The sequence below is a fragment of the Occallatibacter gabretensis genome, assembly GCF_001449115.1.
Classification (GTDB): Bacteria; Acidobacteriota; Terriglobia; order Terriglobales; family Acidobacteriaceae; genus Telmatobacter; species Telmatobacter gabretensis.
The window spans coordinates 1,170,298-1,188,697 of the sequence record NZ_LAIJ01000009.1; the positions used below are offsets into that span (position 1 = coordinate 1,170,298).

Annotated in this window: 18 protein-coding genes; 9 read left to right on the forward strand and 9 right to left on the reverse strand. The window is 57.9% G+C overall.

From position 1 onward, the window contains the following. Positions 1-52: 52 nt before the first annotated feature. The 6 genes from VO84_RS11185 to VO84_RS11210 form a co-directional block, all read right to left on the reverse strand. The gene (locus tag VO84_RS11185; protein ID WP_058187689.1) at positions 53-862 is read right to left on the reverse strand and encodes a hypothetical protein; all 810 of its coding nucleotides are present in this window, start codon (positions 860-862) and stop codon (positions 53-55) included. Between the two features lie 20 nt (positions 863-882). Continuing rightward, positions 883-1,680: an SDR family NAD(P)-dependent oxidoreductase gene (locus VO84_RS11190; protein WP_058187690.1), complete on the reverse strand. Its 798-nt coding sequence runs from the start codon at positions 1,678-1,680 to the stop codon at positions 883-885. Positions 1,681-1,812: 132 nt separating this feature from the next. Further along, on the reverse strand, positions 1,813-2,004 hold the full coding sequence (locus VO84_RS11195) for a hypothetical protein (protein ID WP_058187691.1): 192 nt from the start codon (positions 2,002-2,004) through the stop codon (positions 1,813-1,815). After that, the gene (locus VO84_RS11200) at positions 2,001-2,429 is read right to left on the reverse strand and encodes an MmcQ/YjbR family DNA-binding protein (RefSeq protein WP_058187692.1); all 429 of its coding nucleotides are present in this window, start codon (positions 2,427-2,429) and stop codon (positions 2,001-2,003) included. Before VO84_RS11200 ends, VO84_RS11195 begins: the two co-directional genes overlap by 4 nt. 31 nt (positions 2,430-2,460) lie before the next feature. Further along, positions 2,461-3,453: a carboxypeptidase-like regulatory domain-containing protein gene (locus VO84_RS11205; protein ID WP_197413991.1), complete on the reverse strand. Its 993-nt coding sequence runs from the start codon at positions 3,451-3,453 to the stop codon at positions 2,461-2,463. Positions 3,454-3,970: 517 nt separating this feature from the next. Continuing rightward, positions 3,971-5,326 carry a CCA tRNA nucleotidyltransferase gene (locus VO84_RS11210; protein ID WP_231737887.1) on the reverse strand — a complete coding sequence of 452 codons (1,356 nt, stop codon included), beginning with the start codon at positions 5,324-5,326 and terminating at the stop codon, positions 3,971-3,973. 49 nt (positions 5,327-5,375) lie between these two features. Between VO84_RS11210 and tsaD the strand changes: the two genes are divergently transcribed. From tsaD to VO84_RS11240, 6 genes are all read left to right on the forward strand, one after another. Next, positions 5,376-6,581, forward strand: coding sequence for a tRNA (adenosine(37)-N6)-threonylcarbamoyltransferase complex transferase subunit TsaD (gene tsaD, locus VO84_RS11215; RefSeq protein ID WP_058187695.1), 1,206 nt, complete (start codon positions 5,376-5,378; stop codon positions 6,579-6,581). Positions 6,582-6,617: 36 nt separating this feature from the next. Next, a complete protein-coding gene (locus tag VO84_RS11220; protein ID WP_157439831.1) occupies positions 6,618-8,258 on the forward strand; it encodes a NosD domain-containing protein in 1,641 nt (546 codons plus the stop codon). Between the two features lie 105 nt (positions 8,259-8,363). Continuing rightward, complete coding sequence (cysS, locus tag VO84_RS11225) at positions 8,364-9,836, forward strand: cysteine--tRNA ligase (protein WP_058187697.1); 1,473 nt, start codon at positions 8,364-8,366, stop codon at positions 9,834-9,836. A gap of 46 nt (positions 9,837-9,882) precedes the next feature. Then, a complete protein-coding gene (locus VO84_RS11230) occupies positions 9,883-10,428 on the forward strand; it encodes a DUF4337 domain-containing protein (protein ID WP_058187698.1) in 546 nt (181 codons plus the stop codon). Between the two features lie 648 nt (positions 10,429-11,076). Then, on the forward strand, positions 11,077-12,207 hold the full coding sequence (locus VO84_RS11235; RefSeq protein ID WP_058187699.1) for an FAD-dependent oxidoreductase: 1,131 nt from the start codon (positions 11,077-11,079) through the stop codon (positions 12,205-12,207). Between the two features lie 195 nt (positions 12,208-12,402). Next, on the forward strand, positions 12,403-13,218 hold the full coding sequence (locus tag VO84_RS11240; RefSeq protein WP_058187700.1) for an isocitrate lyase/PEP mutase family protein: 816 nt from the start codon (positions 12,403-12,405) through the stop codon (positions 13,216-13,218). Positions 13,219-13,441: 223 nt separating this feature from the next. On the opposite strand, the gene VO84_RS11245 is transcribed toward VO84_RS11240, so the two are convergent. The 3 genes from VO84_RS11245 to VO84_RS11255 form a co-directional block, all read right to left on the reverse strand. Then, the gene (locus VO84_RS11245) at positions 13,442-14,275 is read right to left on the reverse strand and encodes a hypothetical protein (RefSeq protein ID WP_058187701.1); all 834 of its coding nucleotides are present in this window, start codon (positions 14,273-14,275) and stop codon (positions 13,442-13,444) included. A 63-nt stretch (positions 14,276-14,338) separates the two neighbouring features. After that, positions 14,339-14,896, reverse strand: coding sequence for a hypothetical protein (locus tag VO84_RS11250; protein WP_058187702.1), 558 nt, complete (start codon positions 14,894-14,896; stop codon positions 14,339-14,341). A gap of 112 nt (positions 14,897-15,008) precedes the next feature. After that, a complete protein-coding gene (locus VO84_RS11255; protein WP_058187703.1) occupies positions 15,009-16,289 on the reverse strand; it encodes a glycosyltransferase in 1,281 nt (426 codons plus the stop codon). A gap of 109 nt (positions 16,290-16,398) precedes the next feature. Here VO84_RS11255 and VO84_RS11260 point away from each other — a divergent pair, with 109 nt between their 5' ends. The 3 genes from VO84_RS11260 to VO84_RS11265 all read left to right on the forward strand — a co-directional run bounded on the left by VO84_RS11260 (position 16,399) and on the right by VO84_RS11265 (position 18,386). Then, complete coding sequence (locus VO84_RS11260) at positions 16,399-17,430, forward strand: YncE family protein (RefSeq protein WP_157439833.1); 1,032 nt, start codon at positions 16,399-16,401, stop codon at positions 17,428-17,430. A gap of 91 nt (positions 17,431-17,521) precedes the next feature. Further along, entirely contained in the window at positions 17,522-17,653 is a 132-nt protein-coding gene (locus VO84_RS23155; protein WP_269431410.1) for a hypothetical protein, read from the forward strand. 55 nt (positions 17,654-17,708) lie between these two features. After that, positions 17,709-18,386 (forward strand): DsbA family protein, encoded by a 678-nt coding sequence (locus VO84_RS11265; RefSeq protein ID WP_058187705.1) that lies wholly within the window; start codon positions 17,709-17,711, stop codon positions 18,384-18,386. Positions 18,387-18,400: the final 14 nt, after the last annotated feature.

The window sequence follows — 18,400 nt, forward strand, 5'->3', positions numbered from 1 at the left end:
AAGCCAAAAGACGCCATGCAGCGTCACCCACTTCGCAAGCGCAGTCAACCCGTCAGTTCTTGGTTTTCTTGATGCGCGCAGTCGCCGCGTCCACGCTCCAGAAATCCGCGTCCAGGTTCTCGTTATACGCCACGCGATCAATAAAAAACTGCCGCACCATCTCATCGTTTTTCCATCGCGTAATCGTGTAAGGCGTCGGAAATCCCTGCACCGGATGGTAATCGTCGTACTCCTCGGTATCGGTGTTCTTGTCCTTGTACACCGGGTCGCGCCATTCAAAGCTGCGCTTCAGCGGCAGATGCGTCTGCACATCGCACGAAATCGTAATCGCCTCATTGCTCGGCGAAATCAGCGTCACCTGCTCCGCCAGATGCCGTTCCGCCAGGTGCCGCCCCTCATACAACAGAATCGTATTCGGGTCTTTCAACCACACCTTCACAGCCATCTCAATCGAGTGATCCCGCCGCCGCAGATACTCATTCAGCTGCTCCTCAGGAATCTGCTTCTTACCCCGGTAGGTGACCTCCCAGCCCTCGCGCCCGATAAAAAACTGCAGGTAGTCGCGATGCTTGGTCACATCCATCCGGTCGTGATCCGGCCAGCTATGAAACTCAAAGACCTCTGTCGTCCCTGGGTCAGGATTCCCATGGTAGAACGCCGCAACATGCCCATGCTGCTCGCGATTCTTCATGTCCAGCCACGGCTGCCCGCCCAGCGCCTGCACCATCGCGTCCAGCACGACTCGCGCCTTCTTCGCATTCATCGCCACGTCGTCCTGCGGCGGATGCGCCCCCTGCCCACGCAAAGTGCCGCCCGCACTCAGGGCCACGCAAACCAGAACCAAGCAAAGAATCCGGCGCATCAATCTTGTCTCCCGTCCTATTAGCCGACTAAAACCGCCCCGCCGTTTACATTCACCACTTCGCCGCTGATAAATCCTGCCAGCGGCGTGCACAAAAACAGCACCGGTCCGGCAATCTCTCGCGGAGTCGCAGCGCGCCCCACCGGAATGAGGGCCTTTGCTTTTGGCCCCCGTATGGGATCATTCAGCGTCCCAGCTGACATCTCCGTCTCCACCCAGCCCGGTGCAACGCAGTTTACCTGAATCCCTTTAGGCGCAAGCTCACTCGACAGACTCTTCGTCAGACTGATCAGCGCACCTTTCGTCACGGCATAGTCCGCATGGTACGCCTCGCCGCGCTGCCCCGCCGTCGAGCTGATCAGCACGATATGCCCAGCGAGTCCGTCAGGAGCAGTCCGCCCCTGGCGCTCCATCTGCGCCACAGCCGCCTGTACCAGCCCAAACACCGAGTCCAGATTCACCGCCATCGTCCGCCGCCACTGCGCCTCATCCATCTGCGCAATCGGCGCGTCATCCGGAGGCCAGATGCCATGGTTGACCACAAGAATATCCAGCCGTCCCAGCGCCGCCGCGGCCTTTTGCACCAGCTCGCGTCCCTCTGCCGGCGAGCTTAACTCCTGCTCAATTGCCACAGCACGCTCGGCTTCCGTTCCCCCGCTTTCACTCACCAGCGCGTCAGCCCGCTCCCGCGCCTGCCTGTAGTTAAAGGCCACCCGCGCACCCGCCTGCGTAAACAGACGCACCATCTCCGCGCCAATCCCGCGCGCTCCGCCCGTAATCAGGGCCGTTTTTCCTGTCAGATCGAGACCCACTGCCATAGGCCAAAGCTAAAGCCCGCGCCCCTGCCCCGTAAAGCCGTTTATAAGGTAGGCCGGGGATTTATCCCCGGCAATAATGCTATGCAAAATGAGTCGGGGCTTTAGCCCCGCGGGGGTGTGCGTTTGTATTTATCAGACGGCCTTCAACAGCCGCCCGGGTAAAAAGATAATCCCCTTCACCAGCTCCAGCACGCCCTCAACAGTAATGCCTACAAGCCGGAAGGGAAGCAGCAACAGCCACACCAGTGGATACAGCACCAGCGCCAGCAACGCCAGCGGCCAGCAGAAGAAAAACAGCAGACACCAGAGTAGAAATTTAATCATCGTTCAATCCTTACTCGGCGCAATCTCCGCTCCCGCACCAGCCGGTTTCGCTCCTTTTCCGGCAGCGCCAGCACAGTCTTCACGCGCTTCGGCAGCTTCTCATAGATCAGCGCATGGGCGCGCTTCAGTTCATCCTCAAACTCGCGTGACCTCAGCACATCCCAGCGCTCCACCGTCACCCAGTGCGCCCGCGCCATATACGGAGCAGGAATGATCCCCTCTGTCTCCAGAAGCTCGTGAAATCGCTCGGCCCCGGCATGGAACCACAGCACGCCCGTTCCCGTGCCGTCCACATCGGTTGTGGCAAACATTTTGCCGCCAATCTCGCGCGGGCCCACCCAGTACACCAGCCGATGCCCCCAGTTCAACGTCTCTTCGGCATGCGGCAGAGCCATGCAGATCTCGCGAATGCGCTCGTTGTCCATGCCTGCGAGTATAGAGCCGAATCCGCCGGGATTACGGTTTCAGCGAGCTGTCCTTTGCCACCTTGGGAGTGAAACGCTTAATGACGAACTCCTGCAGGATGTTCTGCGCCGCCTGTGTGGCTTTGCCAATCGCCAGGTTGCGCAGCGTCAGTCCAAACCCATTGCGGTCGTCCGCAGGGTAATAAAGATTCGAAAGTCCCGCCGAGGCAAGATCACCCATCAGGCCGGAGTAATTGAACTGCCGCTGCCCGCTATCTGTTCGGCAGATAACCGCTGAGCTGAGGGCATACCAAATGCGCGACCTGACTGTGCCGGTGCCTTTATAGAAGTAGCGCGGATCCTGGTGGAACAGCGACGGCAAGATAGCGCCCGCAAGGAAGGTATCGGTGAGGCCATCTCCATAGGCGGCAGCATAGCGCTTGGCGAATCCGGATTTGGTCTGTCCCCAGGAGGCAGGCGTGTTGTTGGATTGCTCCACACCGGCTGTAATGCCCGTAAAGACAAAGGACATTGGATCAATCTGGCTGCGCCAGGCAAGCTGGTACTTCTGCTTTGTTGTCAGCGGAGCAGCATTCTTTGCATAGCTTATGTAGAAATTCGGGAACACGCCAAGTATGCGCTGCTGCTCTTCGATCTGCAGCTGCGCTGCCGCAATCTCTTCAAGGTCCGCCGTAACCGTCACCTGGCTCGAAGATGTTACCAGCAGAACCACCGCCGGCAGCTCGCGGCTTTCGCCTCCTGCAAGCACGCCAGTGATCGTCTGAGCAGCAAATCCCTTGCCGGAGACGGTCATCTTGTATGGTCCGGAGGGCAAACTGCCGAAGCTATAACGGCCCTGATCGTCAGAGAGGACACTCTTCGATTCGGAACCGACGGCCAGGCTGACCTGCGCGCCCTCGCAAACACTGCCATCGCGATCGGTCACCACGCCGTGCAGGCTGGCAGTGGCCTCCTGCGCCCGCAATGGTGCCATCAGTACCCATGCAGCAAGCAGCCATGCGGCCAGCGCACCCAAAGTGCGCAAATTTACGCTGCGCTTTGAGCGGAACTGCTCCCCAACAGGGTCACGTGTAGAGATAGGACGCACCATGATTTAGACGCACACTGAAACCTGCTGCATACCCGCTCCATTTCGCGGAATAGGAATTCGCGTTTCCATACTGTACTTCATCATGCAGCCATCTCTCGATTCCCCCAACCCTGTTACCGAAGTACATTGTCCTTTCGTGCAAATCCTCTTCAGAAACTTTGCGTAGAATTAACCTCATTTGTGCTCTACTCATAATTAGGAGAAGAAATTGCGACGGCCCGAACTCTTTTACCGGTTCGGGCCGTCGCCGTTTTGGGGAGGGGATGGGACCCCTCCCCCATCCCCTCTGCACCAATATGTGTGCAAAAGCCACCCAAAGTCCCTCAAAGCTGTATAGCGAAGCTGCACAGTCGACGAATGAGGATCGCATAAAGATTTCTATAAGAACTGTGGAGTATATTGTAAGAAAAACAAAATAAATAACTTAGAGATTAGCCATGCACAGGATAACTCACCCGCCAAATAGCTCCCGTACCATCGCCATCGCTTCATCCTGTGTATGGATCGCACCCTCAAGCTGCGCATCCTCCACCGCGTGTAGAATCTCCTTGAAACGCGGGCCCGGTGCATATCCCGCCGCAATCAGCTCACGGCCCGTAAGCAGCGGATCGGGGCGGACAGTCTCTTCGGGCATCGCCTCGTACTGCTCCCGCACGAAATTCCAGTGGTCCAGGTTGCCGCTCCCAGCCATGCAATCCATCTTGTGCAGCGCCAGGTGCTGCGGAAATTCCTCCAGCCGGAAGAATCGCTTCAGCGTCGAGTGCTTCATGTGCGGGGCATCGGCAAATCGCATATGGTTCTCGATCAACGCCAGAATCTGCTGCGTCTCATCGTTCGAAAATCGAAACCGCTGGCAGATCTCCGCGCCAATCGCCATACCAACCTCCACGTGGCCGTCGAAACGAATTCTGTCCGCCGCAACGCGAAAGGTCGCCGGCTTGCCAACATCATGCAGCAGCGCACCCCACGCCAGCGTCATCGGCGCGCCGGCTTCAAGCTGGTCGAGCAGCATCAGCGTGTGCGTCCATACATCGCCTTCCGGATGAAACTGTGGAGGCTGCTGCACACCTTTCATCTTTGCAATCTCGGGCAGCACTTCCGTTAGCAATCCAGTCTCATCCAGCAACTCAAAAGCTCGTCGCGCATGGCCCTCTGTGAGCATTTTGGTCAGCTCGTCGCGCACCCGCTCACGGCTAACCGATGAAATCTTCGGCGCCATCGCGCGAATCGCAGCCAGCGTCACCGGCTCAATCGCAAATTCAAACCGCGCGGCAAAGCGCACAGCACGCAGCAATCGTAGCTGGTCCTCTTCAAACCGCTGCACCGGCTCGCCAATCGCTCGAATTACACCTGCGTCAAGATCCTCGAGACCATGAACGTAATCAAGCACTGCGTGCCGCAGCTCTTTGGAAGAGAACTGTGGCGCTGCAAGCGGATCAAGCAGCAGACCATTGATCGTGAAATCGCGTCGCTCCACATCCTCTTCAGCACTGAGCGTATAGCGCACCGAATCCGGCCGCCGCCCATCGGAGTAGGCTCCATCGAAGCGAAAAGTAGCTACTTCGGTGACAGTCTCTTCATCGGCCACGAGAACAACACCGAAATGCGCGCCTACAGCAAAGGTGCGCGGAAAGCTGGCAAGTACAACATCCGGCGTAGCCGAAGTAGCCACGTCATAGTCATGCGGCTCGCGACCCATCAGAAGGTCGCGAACGCAACCACCCGCGAGATAGGCTTCATATCCGGCTGCCTGCAATGTGCGAGCGATGTGCAACGCGGCGGCGAATTTGGATGTATGTACAGACATCTGCTTCATTGTCGCGTTTTAGCAAGATCTTCGCAATTAAACTGGAAGCATGGGCAAGGGCCTCATTCTGGGCATTGAAAGCTCGTGCGACGAGACAGCCGCCGCAGTGGTGGAACTCGGCGTGCGGACGCTTTCGTCAGTCGTAGCCTCGCAAATTGATACCCACTCACGTTATGGCGGCGTAGTACCGGAGCTGGCCAGCCGCGAGCATCTGCGCGCCATTGTGCCCGTGGTGGATGCGGCCCTGAAAGAAGCCGGTGTTGGACTCAGTGATCTGGATGCGATTGCGGTCACGAGCGGACCGGGACTTGCAGGCGCACTGCTGGTTGGCATCACTTACGCCAAGGCACTGGCTTTCGCAGAAGATCTGCCGGTAATTGCAGTGAACCATCTGGAAGGTCATATTCATGCGGTGCTCTTGCACGAACATGAAGCTGGAACAGAAAGAAGTCCGCTGGATGCGAAGTCTGCTGCCCTTGCGCTGGTTGTCTCCGGCGGCCACACGCATTTGTATTTAGCCGAACTCCAGAAACAAGGCTGGACGTACCGCTTAGTTGGCCGCACTTTGGACGATGCGGCGGGCGAAGCCTACGACAAGGTAGCGAAGCTGCTGGGCCTCGGCTATCCAGGCGGGCCATGGATCGATGCGCTGGCGAAGTTTGGCGATCCGAAGGCTGTTCCGTTCGCCTTTGCGCGGATCAAGGACAAGGTGCATCTGCGCGGGAAGGCTCCACGCACCAAAGCCGCAAAGACTGCGCCGATTGCCGAACTCGATTCTCGATTTCTGTTTTCGTTTTCCGGCATCAAGACCGCCGTTCTGCGGTATGTGGAGCTGAACAGCCTGCGTGAAGGAGTTGCAGAGCGAAGCGCAAAGATACTGGCCCGGGCCAAACCGCCGAAGACGCACGAAGAAGCACTTGCGCTTTGCCCGCAAGCGGTGCTGGACCTGATCGCCAGTTTTCAGTTTGCAGTCATTGGCGATCTGATGAAGAAAACCTTCGCAGCGGCAGAGTCGCTAGGTGTAAAGCACATCCTGGTGACCGGTGGTGTGGCGGCAAACCGGGAACTGCGTGAGCGCTTTACGAAGGAAGCGTCCCGTCACGGAGTGACAGTGGCATTTCCCACACTGGCGCTATCTACGGACAATGCCGCGATGATTGCGGCTGCGGCATGGCCGCGCTTTCAAGCGGGCGAGTTTGCGGAAACTGCGCTGTCAGCTGATCCATCTCTGGCGCTGGGCGTCCCAAACAAATAGAGTGAAGATCGAACTCATTTCTACCAGGGACCAACCATGACAAAGAGATGGGCAGCAGTATGTGCGGCGTTCGGGCTGGCGCTGACAGCGTCGGGTTGCGGTAGCGAGATGGCCGCAATGCCACCGACTGCGCCTGTGACTTCCTACGTGCTGACGGTCAATTCCATTGATCCGGCAAGCGGCGCGGAGATTACAGCGACACCTGCGGATGCGAACAGCCAGGAAAACGGGACCACTGCGTTTACGCGCAGTTACACCGCTGGCACAACTGTGACACTGACAGCTACGGCTACAGCTGGAGGAAGCAACTTTTCCTCGTGGACAGGTTGTACAAGCACGAACGGCGCGAGTTGCTCGGTGACGATGAGCGCAAACGCAACTGTAACGGCGAATTATGTATCGCCACACACCCCAACAGCCTATTACGTGAGCGGGACCGGCAACGACTCCGCGGATGGACTGACGACTGCGACTGCATTCCTGACGCTGCAGCACGCGGCAAACAAGACGCAGCCGGGTGACACGGTGTATGTGATGAATGGAACGTACACGAATTCCTGCGTGGGCTGTGACGTGCTGGATATTACAACGCCTGGTACAGCGAGCGCGTGGATCACATTTACAGCGCTTTCAGGGCAGACGCCGAAGATCCAGTTCAATGGCTGGCAGGGAGTTCACCTTCTCTCAACGGCGGCATATATCGAGGTAAGCGGCTTTGCAATTGAAGGCAACAACTACAACGTGACGTTAGCGGGCGCACAGAACCAGTCGACGACCAATCCTGACCCGGCATACAACGGCAACTGCATTGCATCGGATGGGCGGCAGGGTACGGCCACGCAGAGGCCGCATCATCTCCGAATCCTGAACAATACAATCTGGGCATGCGGGGGAGCAGGCGTCGGGATCATTCAATCGGATTACACGACGATCAGCGGCAATACGATCTACGACACGAGCTGGTATTCGATTTACGGCTCGAGCGCGATCTCGACCTTTCAGGACTGGAATTCGGATAACTCAACCGCGACGAAGATGGTGATTACGGGAAATCGTATCTTTAATAATGCTCAGCTAATTCCAACGGTGGGTGGAACCATAATTACCGATGGTGAAGGCATCATCGTGGATACAAACCGCAACTCGTCTTACGACCCGACCATTGGTATTCCGGCATACACGGGGCGTACCTACATTGCGAACAATGTGATTTACGGCAACGGCAGCGCGGCGATTGAGGCGTTTCAGAGCGACCACGTGGATGTAGGCTACAACTCGGCGTATCAGGATCTGACGGTTCGAGACGTGACCGGGCGCGGCGAGATGAATGTCAACGCGGCATCGGACGTGAATGTGGTGGGGAACATCTTTTACGCTCCTTCCGGACAGAATCCTGCGACGGTTCTGTCGAATACCAGCGCGATTCTGCTGGACTACAACCTGTACTACAACGGCGTGCTGTATCCGGGTACGGTGAGTGGACCGCATGATCTGACTGCCGATCCGCTTTACGTTGACCCGGCTGACGCGAACCGTTTCAACGTGCTGCTGGCGGTGCAGCCGGCGAGTCCAGCGGTAGGCTCGGGGACTTCACAGCTTGCGCCCCCGACGGATTTTCTGAACCATCCTCGTCCCGGGCCGACGGGATATGACCGCGGGGCGTATCAGCAGCAATGACAAACGAGCAGTGACAAACGGGTGTAAGGTGCGCTGCTACAATCGGTAAGGCCCTCAACCACTCCGGAATTTCCGGGCCGGAATCTACTGTAGAAGCTCTGCTTGATGACCCTCCGCCTCTTTAACACTCTCACCGGACAACTGGACGAGCTCTCGCCTGCTAACGGCGGCGAGCTGCGGATGTACGCCTGCGGACCTACGGTTTACGACTACGGGCACATCGGCAACTTCCGCACATTTCTGCAGGTGGATGTGCTGCGGCGCTTTCTGAAGCTGACCGGAGTGCCGGTTCGCCACGTGATGAACATTACGGATGTGGATGACAAGATCATCCGCAACGCGGCTGAGCTCGGGATTTCGATTGGCGAGTACACGCCGAAGTTTGTGGATGCCTTCTTCGAGGACCTCGATTCACTGCGCGTGGAGCGGCCTGAGTTCATTGCTCGTGCTACCGAACATATTGAAAAAATGGTGCAGCTGATCCAGAGGCTTGAGGCTGCGGGCGCGGCATATAAGACCGAGGATGGAAGCTGGTACTTCCGGCTGAAGTCGTTTCCTGAATACGGCAAGCTGAGCAAAAAAGATCTTACGGGCATTGAGGACGGCGCCCGGGTGGACGTGGACGAGTACGAGAAAGACTCGGCGCGCGACTTTGCGCTTTGGAAAGCTGTGAAGCCGGGCGAGACATCGTGGGATACGGCGATCGGGCGTGGGAGGCCGGGGTGGCACATTGAATGCTCGGCAATGTCGATGGAGTTTCTGGGCGAAAGCTTCGACCTGCACGCCGGTGGTGAGGACCTGATGTTTCCGCACCATGAGAACGAGATTGCACAGAGCGAGACGGCGACGAAGAAACCCTTAGCGCGGCACTGGATGCATGTACGCTTCCTGCTGGTCGACGGCAAGAAGATGTCCAAGAGCGATGGCAACTACTACACGCTGCGCGACCTGCTGCTGAAAGGCTATAAGGCTTCGGCGGTGCGGATGGCGCTGATCTCGGTGCCGTACCGGCATCAGCTGAACTTTACCTTCGACGGATTGACCGAAGCGACGAATGCGATTGACCGGCTGCGAACCTTCCATGAGCGTGTGACTAAAGCCGCGTTGCCCACGGGCGAGAGCGAGGCGATGCAGCAGGCGGCAGCGAAGGCGCGGGCTGAGTACTTTGCTGCGCTGGCGAACGACTTGAATACGGCGGATGCGCGTGCGCCAATCTTTGACCTGGTGCGGGCGGCGAACACGGCGCTCGACAAAAACGAGTTTCTGGCCGGAGACCGCGAGGCGGTGCTGGCGACGCTGAAGGACTTCGACGCGGTCTTTGATGTGCTCGAGGACCGCGATGCTGGGCCGACGGAGCGGGCTGTTGCGTGGGCACAGGCTGACGGCCGCGAGGTGGCTGCGGAGCTGTTGACGCGCCAGGGGCTGAGCGATGGGGAGATTGATGCGCTTGTGGCCGAGCGGACGCAATCCAAGAAGCAGCGGAATTTTGCGCGCGCCGACCAGATTCGCAACGAACTGGCGGAAAAGGGCATCCTCATCGAGGATTCCAAAGACGGAGTGCGGTGGAAGCGGAAGTAGCTCGCTGTTCATTTTCGACCCAGGCCACGAGCAGTAAAATCCTCCTATGGAAGCGAATGAAGCTCAGGAGTTGCAGGAGCATGCCGAGCATGGCGCGAGTGAATCGTCCATGCGGCCGGTGGCGTTTACGATGGCGGTGCTGGCCGCGATAGTGGCGATCACCACTGTGCTTGGTCACCGGACGCACACCGAGGCGGTGCTGACGCAGAACAAGGCCACGGACCAGTGGAATCTCTATCAGGCGAAGAAGATTCGCGCGAGCGATATGGGGTTGATCGCTGATCTGCTGCACGTGGTGACCGTGACGGACAAGGACACGGCGCAGAAGACGCTGAAGGCCTATGCCGACCACGAGGCCAAGTGGGACGCTGACCTGAAGGAAGAGCAGGAGAAGGCCGAGGAGCTCGAGAAGAAAGTGGATAAGGCTGAGAAGAAGGCCAACGGCTTCGACCTGGGCGAGACACTCCTTGAGATTGGCCTGGTGATCACGTCCATAACGCTGCTGACCAAGAGCCGAATCTACTGGTACTTCGGGCTGGCGTTTGCGCTGGCCGGGCTTGTGATGGCTGGTTCGGCGTTTCTGATTCCGTAAACCACGGAAAGTACCGCATAGTAATATGCGCAGGTTGTGAAATGTTCCGATAAAATTAATATTTTCAATTCTTTAGAAGAGATTATGCCGAATTACGCCGTGGACTTTGGGGGAGGGAGTGGGGGTCTGTGTTTCCTATTTCTTCGCCGCCCATGAAATTGCGCAAATCCAGGGAAATTCTACCCCTGAAGCGAATGGTTTCGCTGGAAATTCCGTCACTCTGCTGTGGCTTTTCGGCTTATTCTTAGTTTGGCGTGAGGCGTAGAAATAATGCGCAAAGTGGGCGAACTTTTTGTGTCTCTAAAGTCAGTGGGTTAGAAAATAGTTTTTGTTTTGCCTCTTACAAGATTCGCTGGAGGCGCGGAGAGCGTCTCCGTAGGAACGAGTGACGAGAAGCCGACATCCCGGTTCTCAACCGTTCAGCGAAGGATCGGCCTTGCTTCGCTCTAGACCATCCGTGTAGCCTCTTCACAGCCGCGAAAAACGACAGCCTGACCTTAGCAACCCGCTTGGCAGGTTGTCGAATACACGTCAGCCACACTCTTCGTGGTTCGGCCAGCGTCTCCGAAAAGCAACTGCCTGATATTCCAGTAGGCAATCGCAGCAGCCAGCACTCACGATGCTGGTTGCAACAAAAGGAGCGCAAACATGCAAAATCCAATCACAATCATTGGCGCCGGACTGGGCGGCCTCACACTTGCCCGTATTCTTCATCTTCATGGGATTACAGCCACGGTGTATGAAGCGGAAGCGTCGGTTCATGCCAGAGCGCAGGGCGGACTCTTAGACATTCACGAACACAACGGACAAATTGCTCTCAAGAACGCGGGTTTGTTTGACTCATTCGCTCGACTCGTCCGCCCTGGAGAAGATGCAAAACGCATTGTCGATCAAAACGGATTGGTTCTATTCGATAAAGCCGGTGGTCATTCCGACAAGCGTCCCGAAGTGGATCGGGGCGAACTTCGGAGACTTCTGATCGATTCAATTCCAAGCAGCACAATCCAATGGAACCACAAGGTAACGGACGTGACAGGAATCGACGGCGGAAGATATCAAATCACTTTTTCGAACGGCTCGAAGGTTATCGCTGACGTTGTCGTGGGGGCCGACGGCGCCTGGTCGAAGATTCGTCCACTACTTACCGATTCAAAGCCAGCCTACACTGGCACCTGTTTTATCGAAACATTCCTGTCCGATGGAGATACGCGCTATAAGGCAAGTTCGGATGCTATCGGCAGCGGCACGCTCATGGCAGTGGCTCCGGGCAAAGGCATCCTAGCGCATCGCAATGCGGATGGAAGCCTGCACATTTATGTTGCTCTGAATAAGCCAGAAGAATGGATTGCTTCCATCGACTTCCGCGACGCAAACGCTGGTTTGTCCCGTCTCGCTCAGCAGTTCAAAGGATGGGCCCCCCAACTCACGGCCCTCATTACGAATAGCGAAATCGAGCCCGTGCTGAGACCCATCTATGCTCTTCCGGTTGGACTTCGATGGGACCGGGTGCCCGGCGCAACTTTGATTGGTGATGCGGCGCATCTGATGTCCCCTTTCGCAGGTGAAGGCGCCAACCTCGCGATGTATGATGGCGCGGAATTGGCCCGAGCGATCCTCGCCAATCCTGATGATGTCCAAGCCGCACTTGCTGCCTATGAAAACGACCTCTTCCCCCGAAGTGAGGAGTTTGCTCGAGAAACTGCGGAGAACCTCAAACGGTTTTTCGACGATACCGCGCCCCAGAGCGTCGTGGACCTGTTCAACAAGCATCTTGCATGAATGCAGGTACCCCGTTACTCCTAACAAGCGCGTCCTTTGCTCCCTCTGAAAAGCGGCTATGCTGAGGATGACCCGACTTGCACGGAATAAATAGCCACACGGTGCTGCTGGGATATTCTGATTGACTATGGGACGAAGCTCCCGAAGCGGTTACGGACCCATCGTTAGCCATCGCCGAGACAGTTGAGGACATTCATGAGTCGAACTTCCGCGGAAAAACGTGCTGCTTTCCGTACTCTCCATAGCGAAGGATGCTTTGTTCTACCCAATCCATGGGACGCCGGTAGTGCTCGTGTGTTGCAGCATCTTGGATTCGCGGCCCTGGCCACTACAAGCGCAGGCTACGCCTGGTCTACCGGACGACCGGACTACGCGGTCACTCTGGAAGATGTAGTGGAGCATCTGAAGATTATCTGCAAATCGGTTAATCTTCCGGTCAACGCTGATTTCGAGAATGGCTTTGCCTCAGATCCTTTGGAACTCATGGGCAACGTCACTCTGGCGATCCAGGCCGGAGTTGCCGGCCTCTCTATTGAAGACCGCAAATTCGGTAATGTTAGAAGCCTCTATGAGACTCCTGTCGCAGTTGAAAGGATCAAGGCAGCCCGTAAAGCCATCGACGACTCAGGGGAAGAAGTCATTCTCGTGGCGCGCACGGAAGGCTTGCTCATTGATTCTTCAGAAGTCACCAAGGCGATCGACAAACTTGTAGCGCTTGCTGACGCTGGCGCGGACTGCTTGTATGCACCTGGAGTCCGCAGCAAAGATGACATCTCTGCGATGGTCAGGGCCGTTGCGCCAAAACCGCTGAATGTACTAGCTATGGGATCGGATATGAATCTCGCGGAATTCGCTGACCTTGGCGTGCGACGCGTCAGCGTAGGCGGCGCACTGGCTTTGGCGTCCTGGAATGCGCTGATGGATGCTGCTGAAAAACTTAAAGCCGGGTCGTTTGTCGGCCGTGCTAGTGGAACAACAGGCGGCCAGCTCAACACTATTTTCGCGAAGTGAGCTGTGCCTCGTATCCGCAAGGCGCTTTTGGTAAGCAGAGGAGTGCTGGCGTGCATTTCCAACTTGGGGAGATGTGGGGGTGCCGGTGCGTTGGTTGTGAGGGTGAAATGCAACAGGAAAGCTGGCCTTCGCTCCGCTCATCTCTCCAGGCCTAAGGCCTGATCCTGTCTGACCGGTTATTCCGGGGACTGAAGTCCCCGGCTCCCCCCGCTCAGCAAGTCCTCTAGTGTGCGGGCTTTGATTCTTCCGGCCACGATGGGCTGGCGAGCTGAATCGTCATCATGGGGCCTTCCGCGTAGAGAGGGCCTATTTCCCGGACTAAAGTTGTGGCTACGCCGCCGATGGTCCAGACCTGAATGTCGGGCGGGGCTTTGCCGACCATCGGCGCGATCACGCCGGCGATGCCACCGATGTCGATTTTGATGTTGTAGTGGTTGGCTTTGCGGGGATGGCCGGCGACCGAAGTATCGTCCTCGCCAATTTTCGATATAAATAGCCTTACGATGCGGGGCTTGGGGGCAAACACCACCATGGGGAATGTCAGGTCTGTAGCATCGGATTTGACGTTCTCGAAGATGACGGGGATCAGGCCGTTCACGAGCTCCGGTGGAAGCTTCATCTGGTCAGTCTTTGTGTCTTCCTTGCCGTCTTTGTCTGTGGTGCGGACGGTGACCTGCCCGGTGCGCGCGTTGATCAAGGTGTCCAGTGGATGCGGGAAGTATGGGCCCTTTTGGATGCGGTGGTCGCTGATGAGCTGAAGGGTGCGGTGCTGCGAGTAGATGGTCGTCTCATCGTCGATGGAGCCGTCTTTGAAGGTGAAGACAGTGCGTGAGGTGATGCGGTCTCCGGACACAACGCGTGTGGTGTCTCCTGAAGCGACAATGTGGCCGTCCTCAGAGCGAAGTTCGAGGAAGCCGTGGATAGCGCCACTGACGTGGCGGACAGGCACCGGATCCGCGGAGGCGCACGGTACACCGATCAGGGCTGGGAGCAGCGATGAAGCTACCAGAAGCCGGGTCAATCGATGGCTTAGCGGATAGAAGCACTTGATAAGCATCTGTCAGTAGATGAGATCGATGCCGAGGGAGTTGTAGCCGGAACCGCAACAACCATGAGCCGCTTACTTCTTGTCATCGTCCTTTGGAAGCACGAGTGCCACGAGGCCGAACTTCGTCTTTCCGTCCACGGCGCCGTCCACGCCAACGATCCAGAACTGCTCCGGCTTGCCTGCCCGCAGTTCGTGATCGCTATCGCTTCCATTCACCGTCATATTTCCGCTCTTGTTGTCACCGCAGGTCAGTCCGCTTTTCGTTCTGGTCAACGAACCTACCGGCTTGCCGTGGTTGCACTCCAGCACTTCGCCGAATTTCGCCAGCGGCTTTCTGTAAAACTCAAGCACATGGTCGGGTGAGTCCGGTGTTACAAAGCTCGCGGCCTTCACTCCGAGGTGAAAGCTGTTCAGCAAAAACGACAGGTCCGCCGAGGATGAATCGCTGTCTTTGTCCTTGAACGGAGTCGCTCCCGGATAGTCTGGCAGGCCAATATCCTTTGCCGTTGCATGCGAATTGGCATGCACGTCCAGGTTAAAGTCCGAATTCTGTCCGAAGCTGCGGGCTGGGAACGAAACTATACCCAATAGAACGATTGCCGGTATCAGCGCAAAAAGGGGTCGACGCATAGAACTCCTCCTTTGTTCTATACGCTTGCGATGGCGGTCAGGTTCCCGGTTGATCGACTCGCTCAGCATGGCGGGGAATGGTGATCCCACCCTTGGCCCACTGAGAATGAGGTTACTTCAGCATTTTTCCGGATAGCCGTTCGAGGGCGTCGCAGGCGGTTTTGACGCCATCTTCGTGATTGAGGCGGGCGGGGATGGACGCGGCGCGGCGGGAGTAGAGCGGCTTCTCCAGCATGGAGCGGATTTTGCGGGCTACGCGGACGGGTGTGTAGTCCTTGCGGAAGATGCTGCGCGCGACTTTGAGGCGGCGCATGCGGCGGGCGTTGTCCGGCTGGTCATGCGAATAGGGCATGATGAGCTGCGGCTTGCCGGCTTTGAGGCACTGCGCGGTGGTTCCGACGCCGCCCTGGTGGATGATGAGCGCTGCGTGCGGGAAGAGCTCAGAATAAGGGGCGTATTGCGCGATACAGATGGAGTCTGGAAGAGGGTTGCGCGGGCGATTGCGCTCGTCATTGCCGATGAGCAGGACGGCGCGCATGCCTACTTTGATTGCAGCGCGGGCGGAGTACTCATAGAAACGGCCAGCGGCGAGGACCGCGGCGGAGCCAAGGGTGAAGACGAGCGGCGCAGGGCCTGAGGCGAGGAACTGCTTGAGGTGCAGCGGGAGGTTGGCGTCGCCGTTTTCAGCGTCATAAAAACAGAAGCCGGTGATGAGGGTGTTGGGCGGCCAGTCGCGCTGTTCATGGCCGAGGAGATGCGAGAAGAGTGCGAGCACGAGATACGGAGAGTGTTTGGCATCAAAGAGGGGATTGGGTCCGCGGGGCAGGCCGAGCTCCGCTCTCAGATCATAGATTGGCTGGGGCCACTTGCGGCTGACAAAGCGGGCGAGGCGACGGATGGCGCGGCCCATGCCGGGGACGGTGCGATCGGCACGGGCGAGGCGCGGATACATGGGCAGGACGGGTGGATCGAAGGCGGAAAAGAATGAGAGCGGGGCGAGGACGTAGCTGGCCCAGGGGATGCCGGTGATTTCTGCGACGACGGGGCCAGCATAGTTGAGCTCGCCGAGGAGAAGCAGGTCGGCGCGGACGGGATCGGTGGCGGCGTCGAGGAGGTCGGCGTAGGTATCACGCAGGGAGGGAAAGAGGAATTCGCGCAGGCCGGTCTCTGTGCCTTTTTTCACGTCGTAGACCATGGCGACGAGACGCGTGTCGGCGGGGTCGATGTCGGGCCGGATGGGGCGGAACTCGATCCCGAGGGGCTCGATTTTAGGCCGGTAGACGTTGGGCAGCGCCATGACGGGCGTGTGACCGCGGCGCTTGAGTTCCAGCGCGACGGCGATGAGGGGATGAATGTCCCCGTAGGTGCCTATGTTCGAGAGGACGATGCGCACTGGTTGGGTCCGTGGTACAGGTATGAGATTAACGTATGGGACGCGATTTCAGATTGACTTTAACTGCGGATGGTATTCTGCGTCCGTATTTCAGGAGATCCCGATGCGAATGAGTTTTTGTTTTTCTGTGCTGCTGCGGCGCGCGCTGGCCGGAGCTACTTTGATTGCTGTGCTTGCCGCACCCGCGCTGGTGGCTGCGCAGGGGCCATACAAGGTTGTGGACAAGTGGAAGCTGGGCGGCGAGGGCGGCTGGGATTATCTGACGGCGGATGGCGCGGCGCACAGGCTGTACATTACGCGTGGCATGCGCGTGGATGTGGTGGATACAGGCAGCGGCAAGATTGTGGGCACGATTGGCGGCCTGCATGGTGTGCACGGCGTGGCGCTGGATGATGCAGGCAAATACGGATACATTTCCGATGGCGGCGGCAATGCGGTGGTGGTCTTTGATCGCGGAACTCTGGCCACAATTGCCACCATCCCCGCAGGCACGGGGCCGGATGCAATTCTCTTTGAGCCGGTGACGAAGACGGTGTGGGCCTTTAATGGTCGGAGCAAGGATGCGACGGTGATTGATACGGCGACGCAGAAAGTTGTGGCGACGATGGTGTTGGGCGGCAAGCCGGAGTTTCCCGCAGCGGATGGCAAGGGCTCTGTCTACGACAACATTGAGGACAAGAGCGAGATTGTGAAGATTGATGCGAAGACAAAGACCATTACCGCGACCTGGCCTGCGGGCTGCGAAGGGCCGAGCGGGCTGGCGATCGATCGCGAGGGCGGGAAGCTTTTTGCCGTGTGCGACAAGACGATGAGCGTGATTGATGTGAAGACCGGCAAGGTGTTGGCTACCCCTGCAATTGGCGATGGGCCGGATGCGGCGGGGTTCTCGGCGAAGCATAAGCTGGCGTTTGCCTCCTGCGGCGAGGGTGTGGTTTCCGTGGTGGATGGAGTGAGCCTGAAGACGGTGCAGACGGTGACGACCGAGAAGCGCGCGCGAACGATGGCATACGATCCAGTTGCGGACCGTATTTACACGGTGACGGCGGACTTTGGCGCGGCTCCTGCTGCGACGGCGCAGAATCCGCGGCCAAGGCCGCCGGTGCTGCCGGATAGCTTCCGCGTGATTGTGATTGGGAACTAGCCGTTCAGGCAACGGCGCCTGCGGCACGCAAAAACCAGATGGACAGGAGATGGTGAGTAAGACCTACACTATCTCTTGTCCATTCGTTTTTATGAAGGTGATTCTAGTCATTGTCGTGTTTGTGGTGATTGCGGGGAGCATCTTTGCTGACTGGAAGTGGCGGCAATGGGTGAAGGCCAGGCGGCGCGAGCGCGACTCTGCGGATGGCAACTCTCCCCGCTAGCCTGTGTTGAGTAAAATCATGACGCTAAAATAAGGTCAGGAGTCGTCCAATACTCATGTTTCCGATTTCTTTGACGAGTTCACGATTTTTTGTGCGCCGCGCTGGCGCTTTTGCCTTTGCCGGAGCGCTGCTGATAGCGCCTGTAACCATGCGTGCGCAGTTTGCGCCGCCGCCTACTACGCAGGTTCACGAACCTGCTGCGCTGAAGCCGCCGGCGGGTGCGCGGGTGGCGATTATCGAGTTTGAAGACATGCAGTGCCCGGATTGCGCGCGCGCGAACCCGGTGCTGAAGGACGCGGCGGATAAGTACAAGATTCCGTGGGTGCGGCATGATTTTCCGCTGCCCATGCACCAGTGGAGTTTTCAGGCGGCGGTGAATGCGCGGTGGTTTGACGACAAGGGTGGCAAGAAGGTGGGCGATGCGTATCGCGACGCGATCTTTGCGAACCAGCCGAGCTTTGGCGAAGATCCGGCGCGGATGACGGCTTTTACGCAGCAGTTTGCGAAGGATCATGGGCTGGCGTATCCGTTTGCGGTGGACCCGATGGGCAAGCTGGCTGCAGCGGTGAAGGAAGATTATGCGCTGGGGCAGCGGATCGGGATTGAGCATACGCCGACGATCTGGGTGGTGACTTCGCACTCGAAGGGCGCGCCGTTTGTCGAGGTGGTGGACCGCTCGAAGCTGTATCAGCTGATTGACCAGGCGCTGGAAGATACGAAGGGTGTGAAATAAGGCATCAAGTCAGC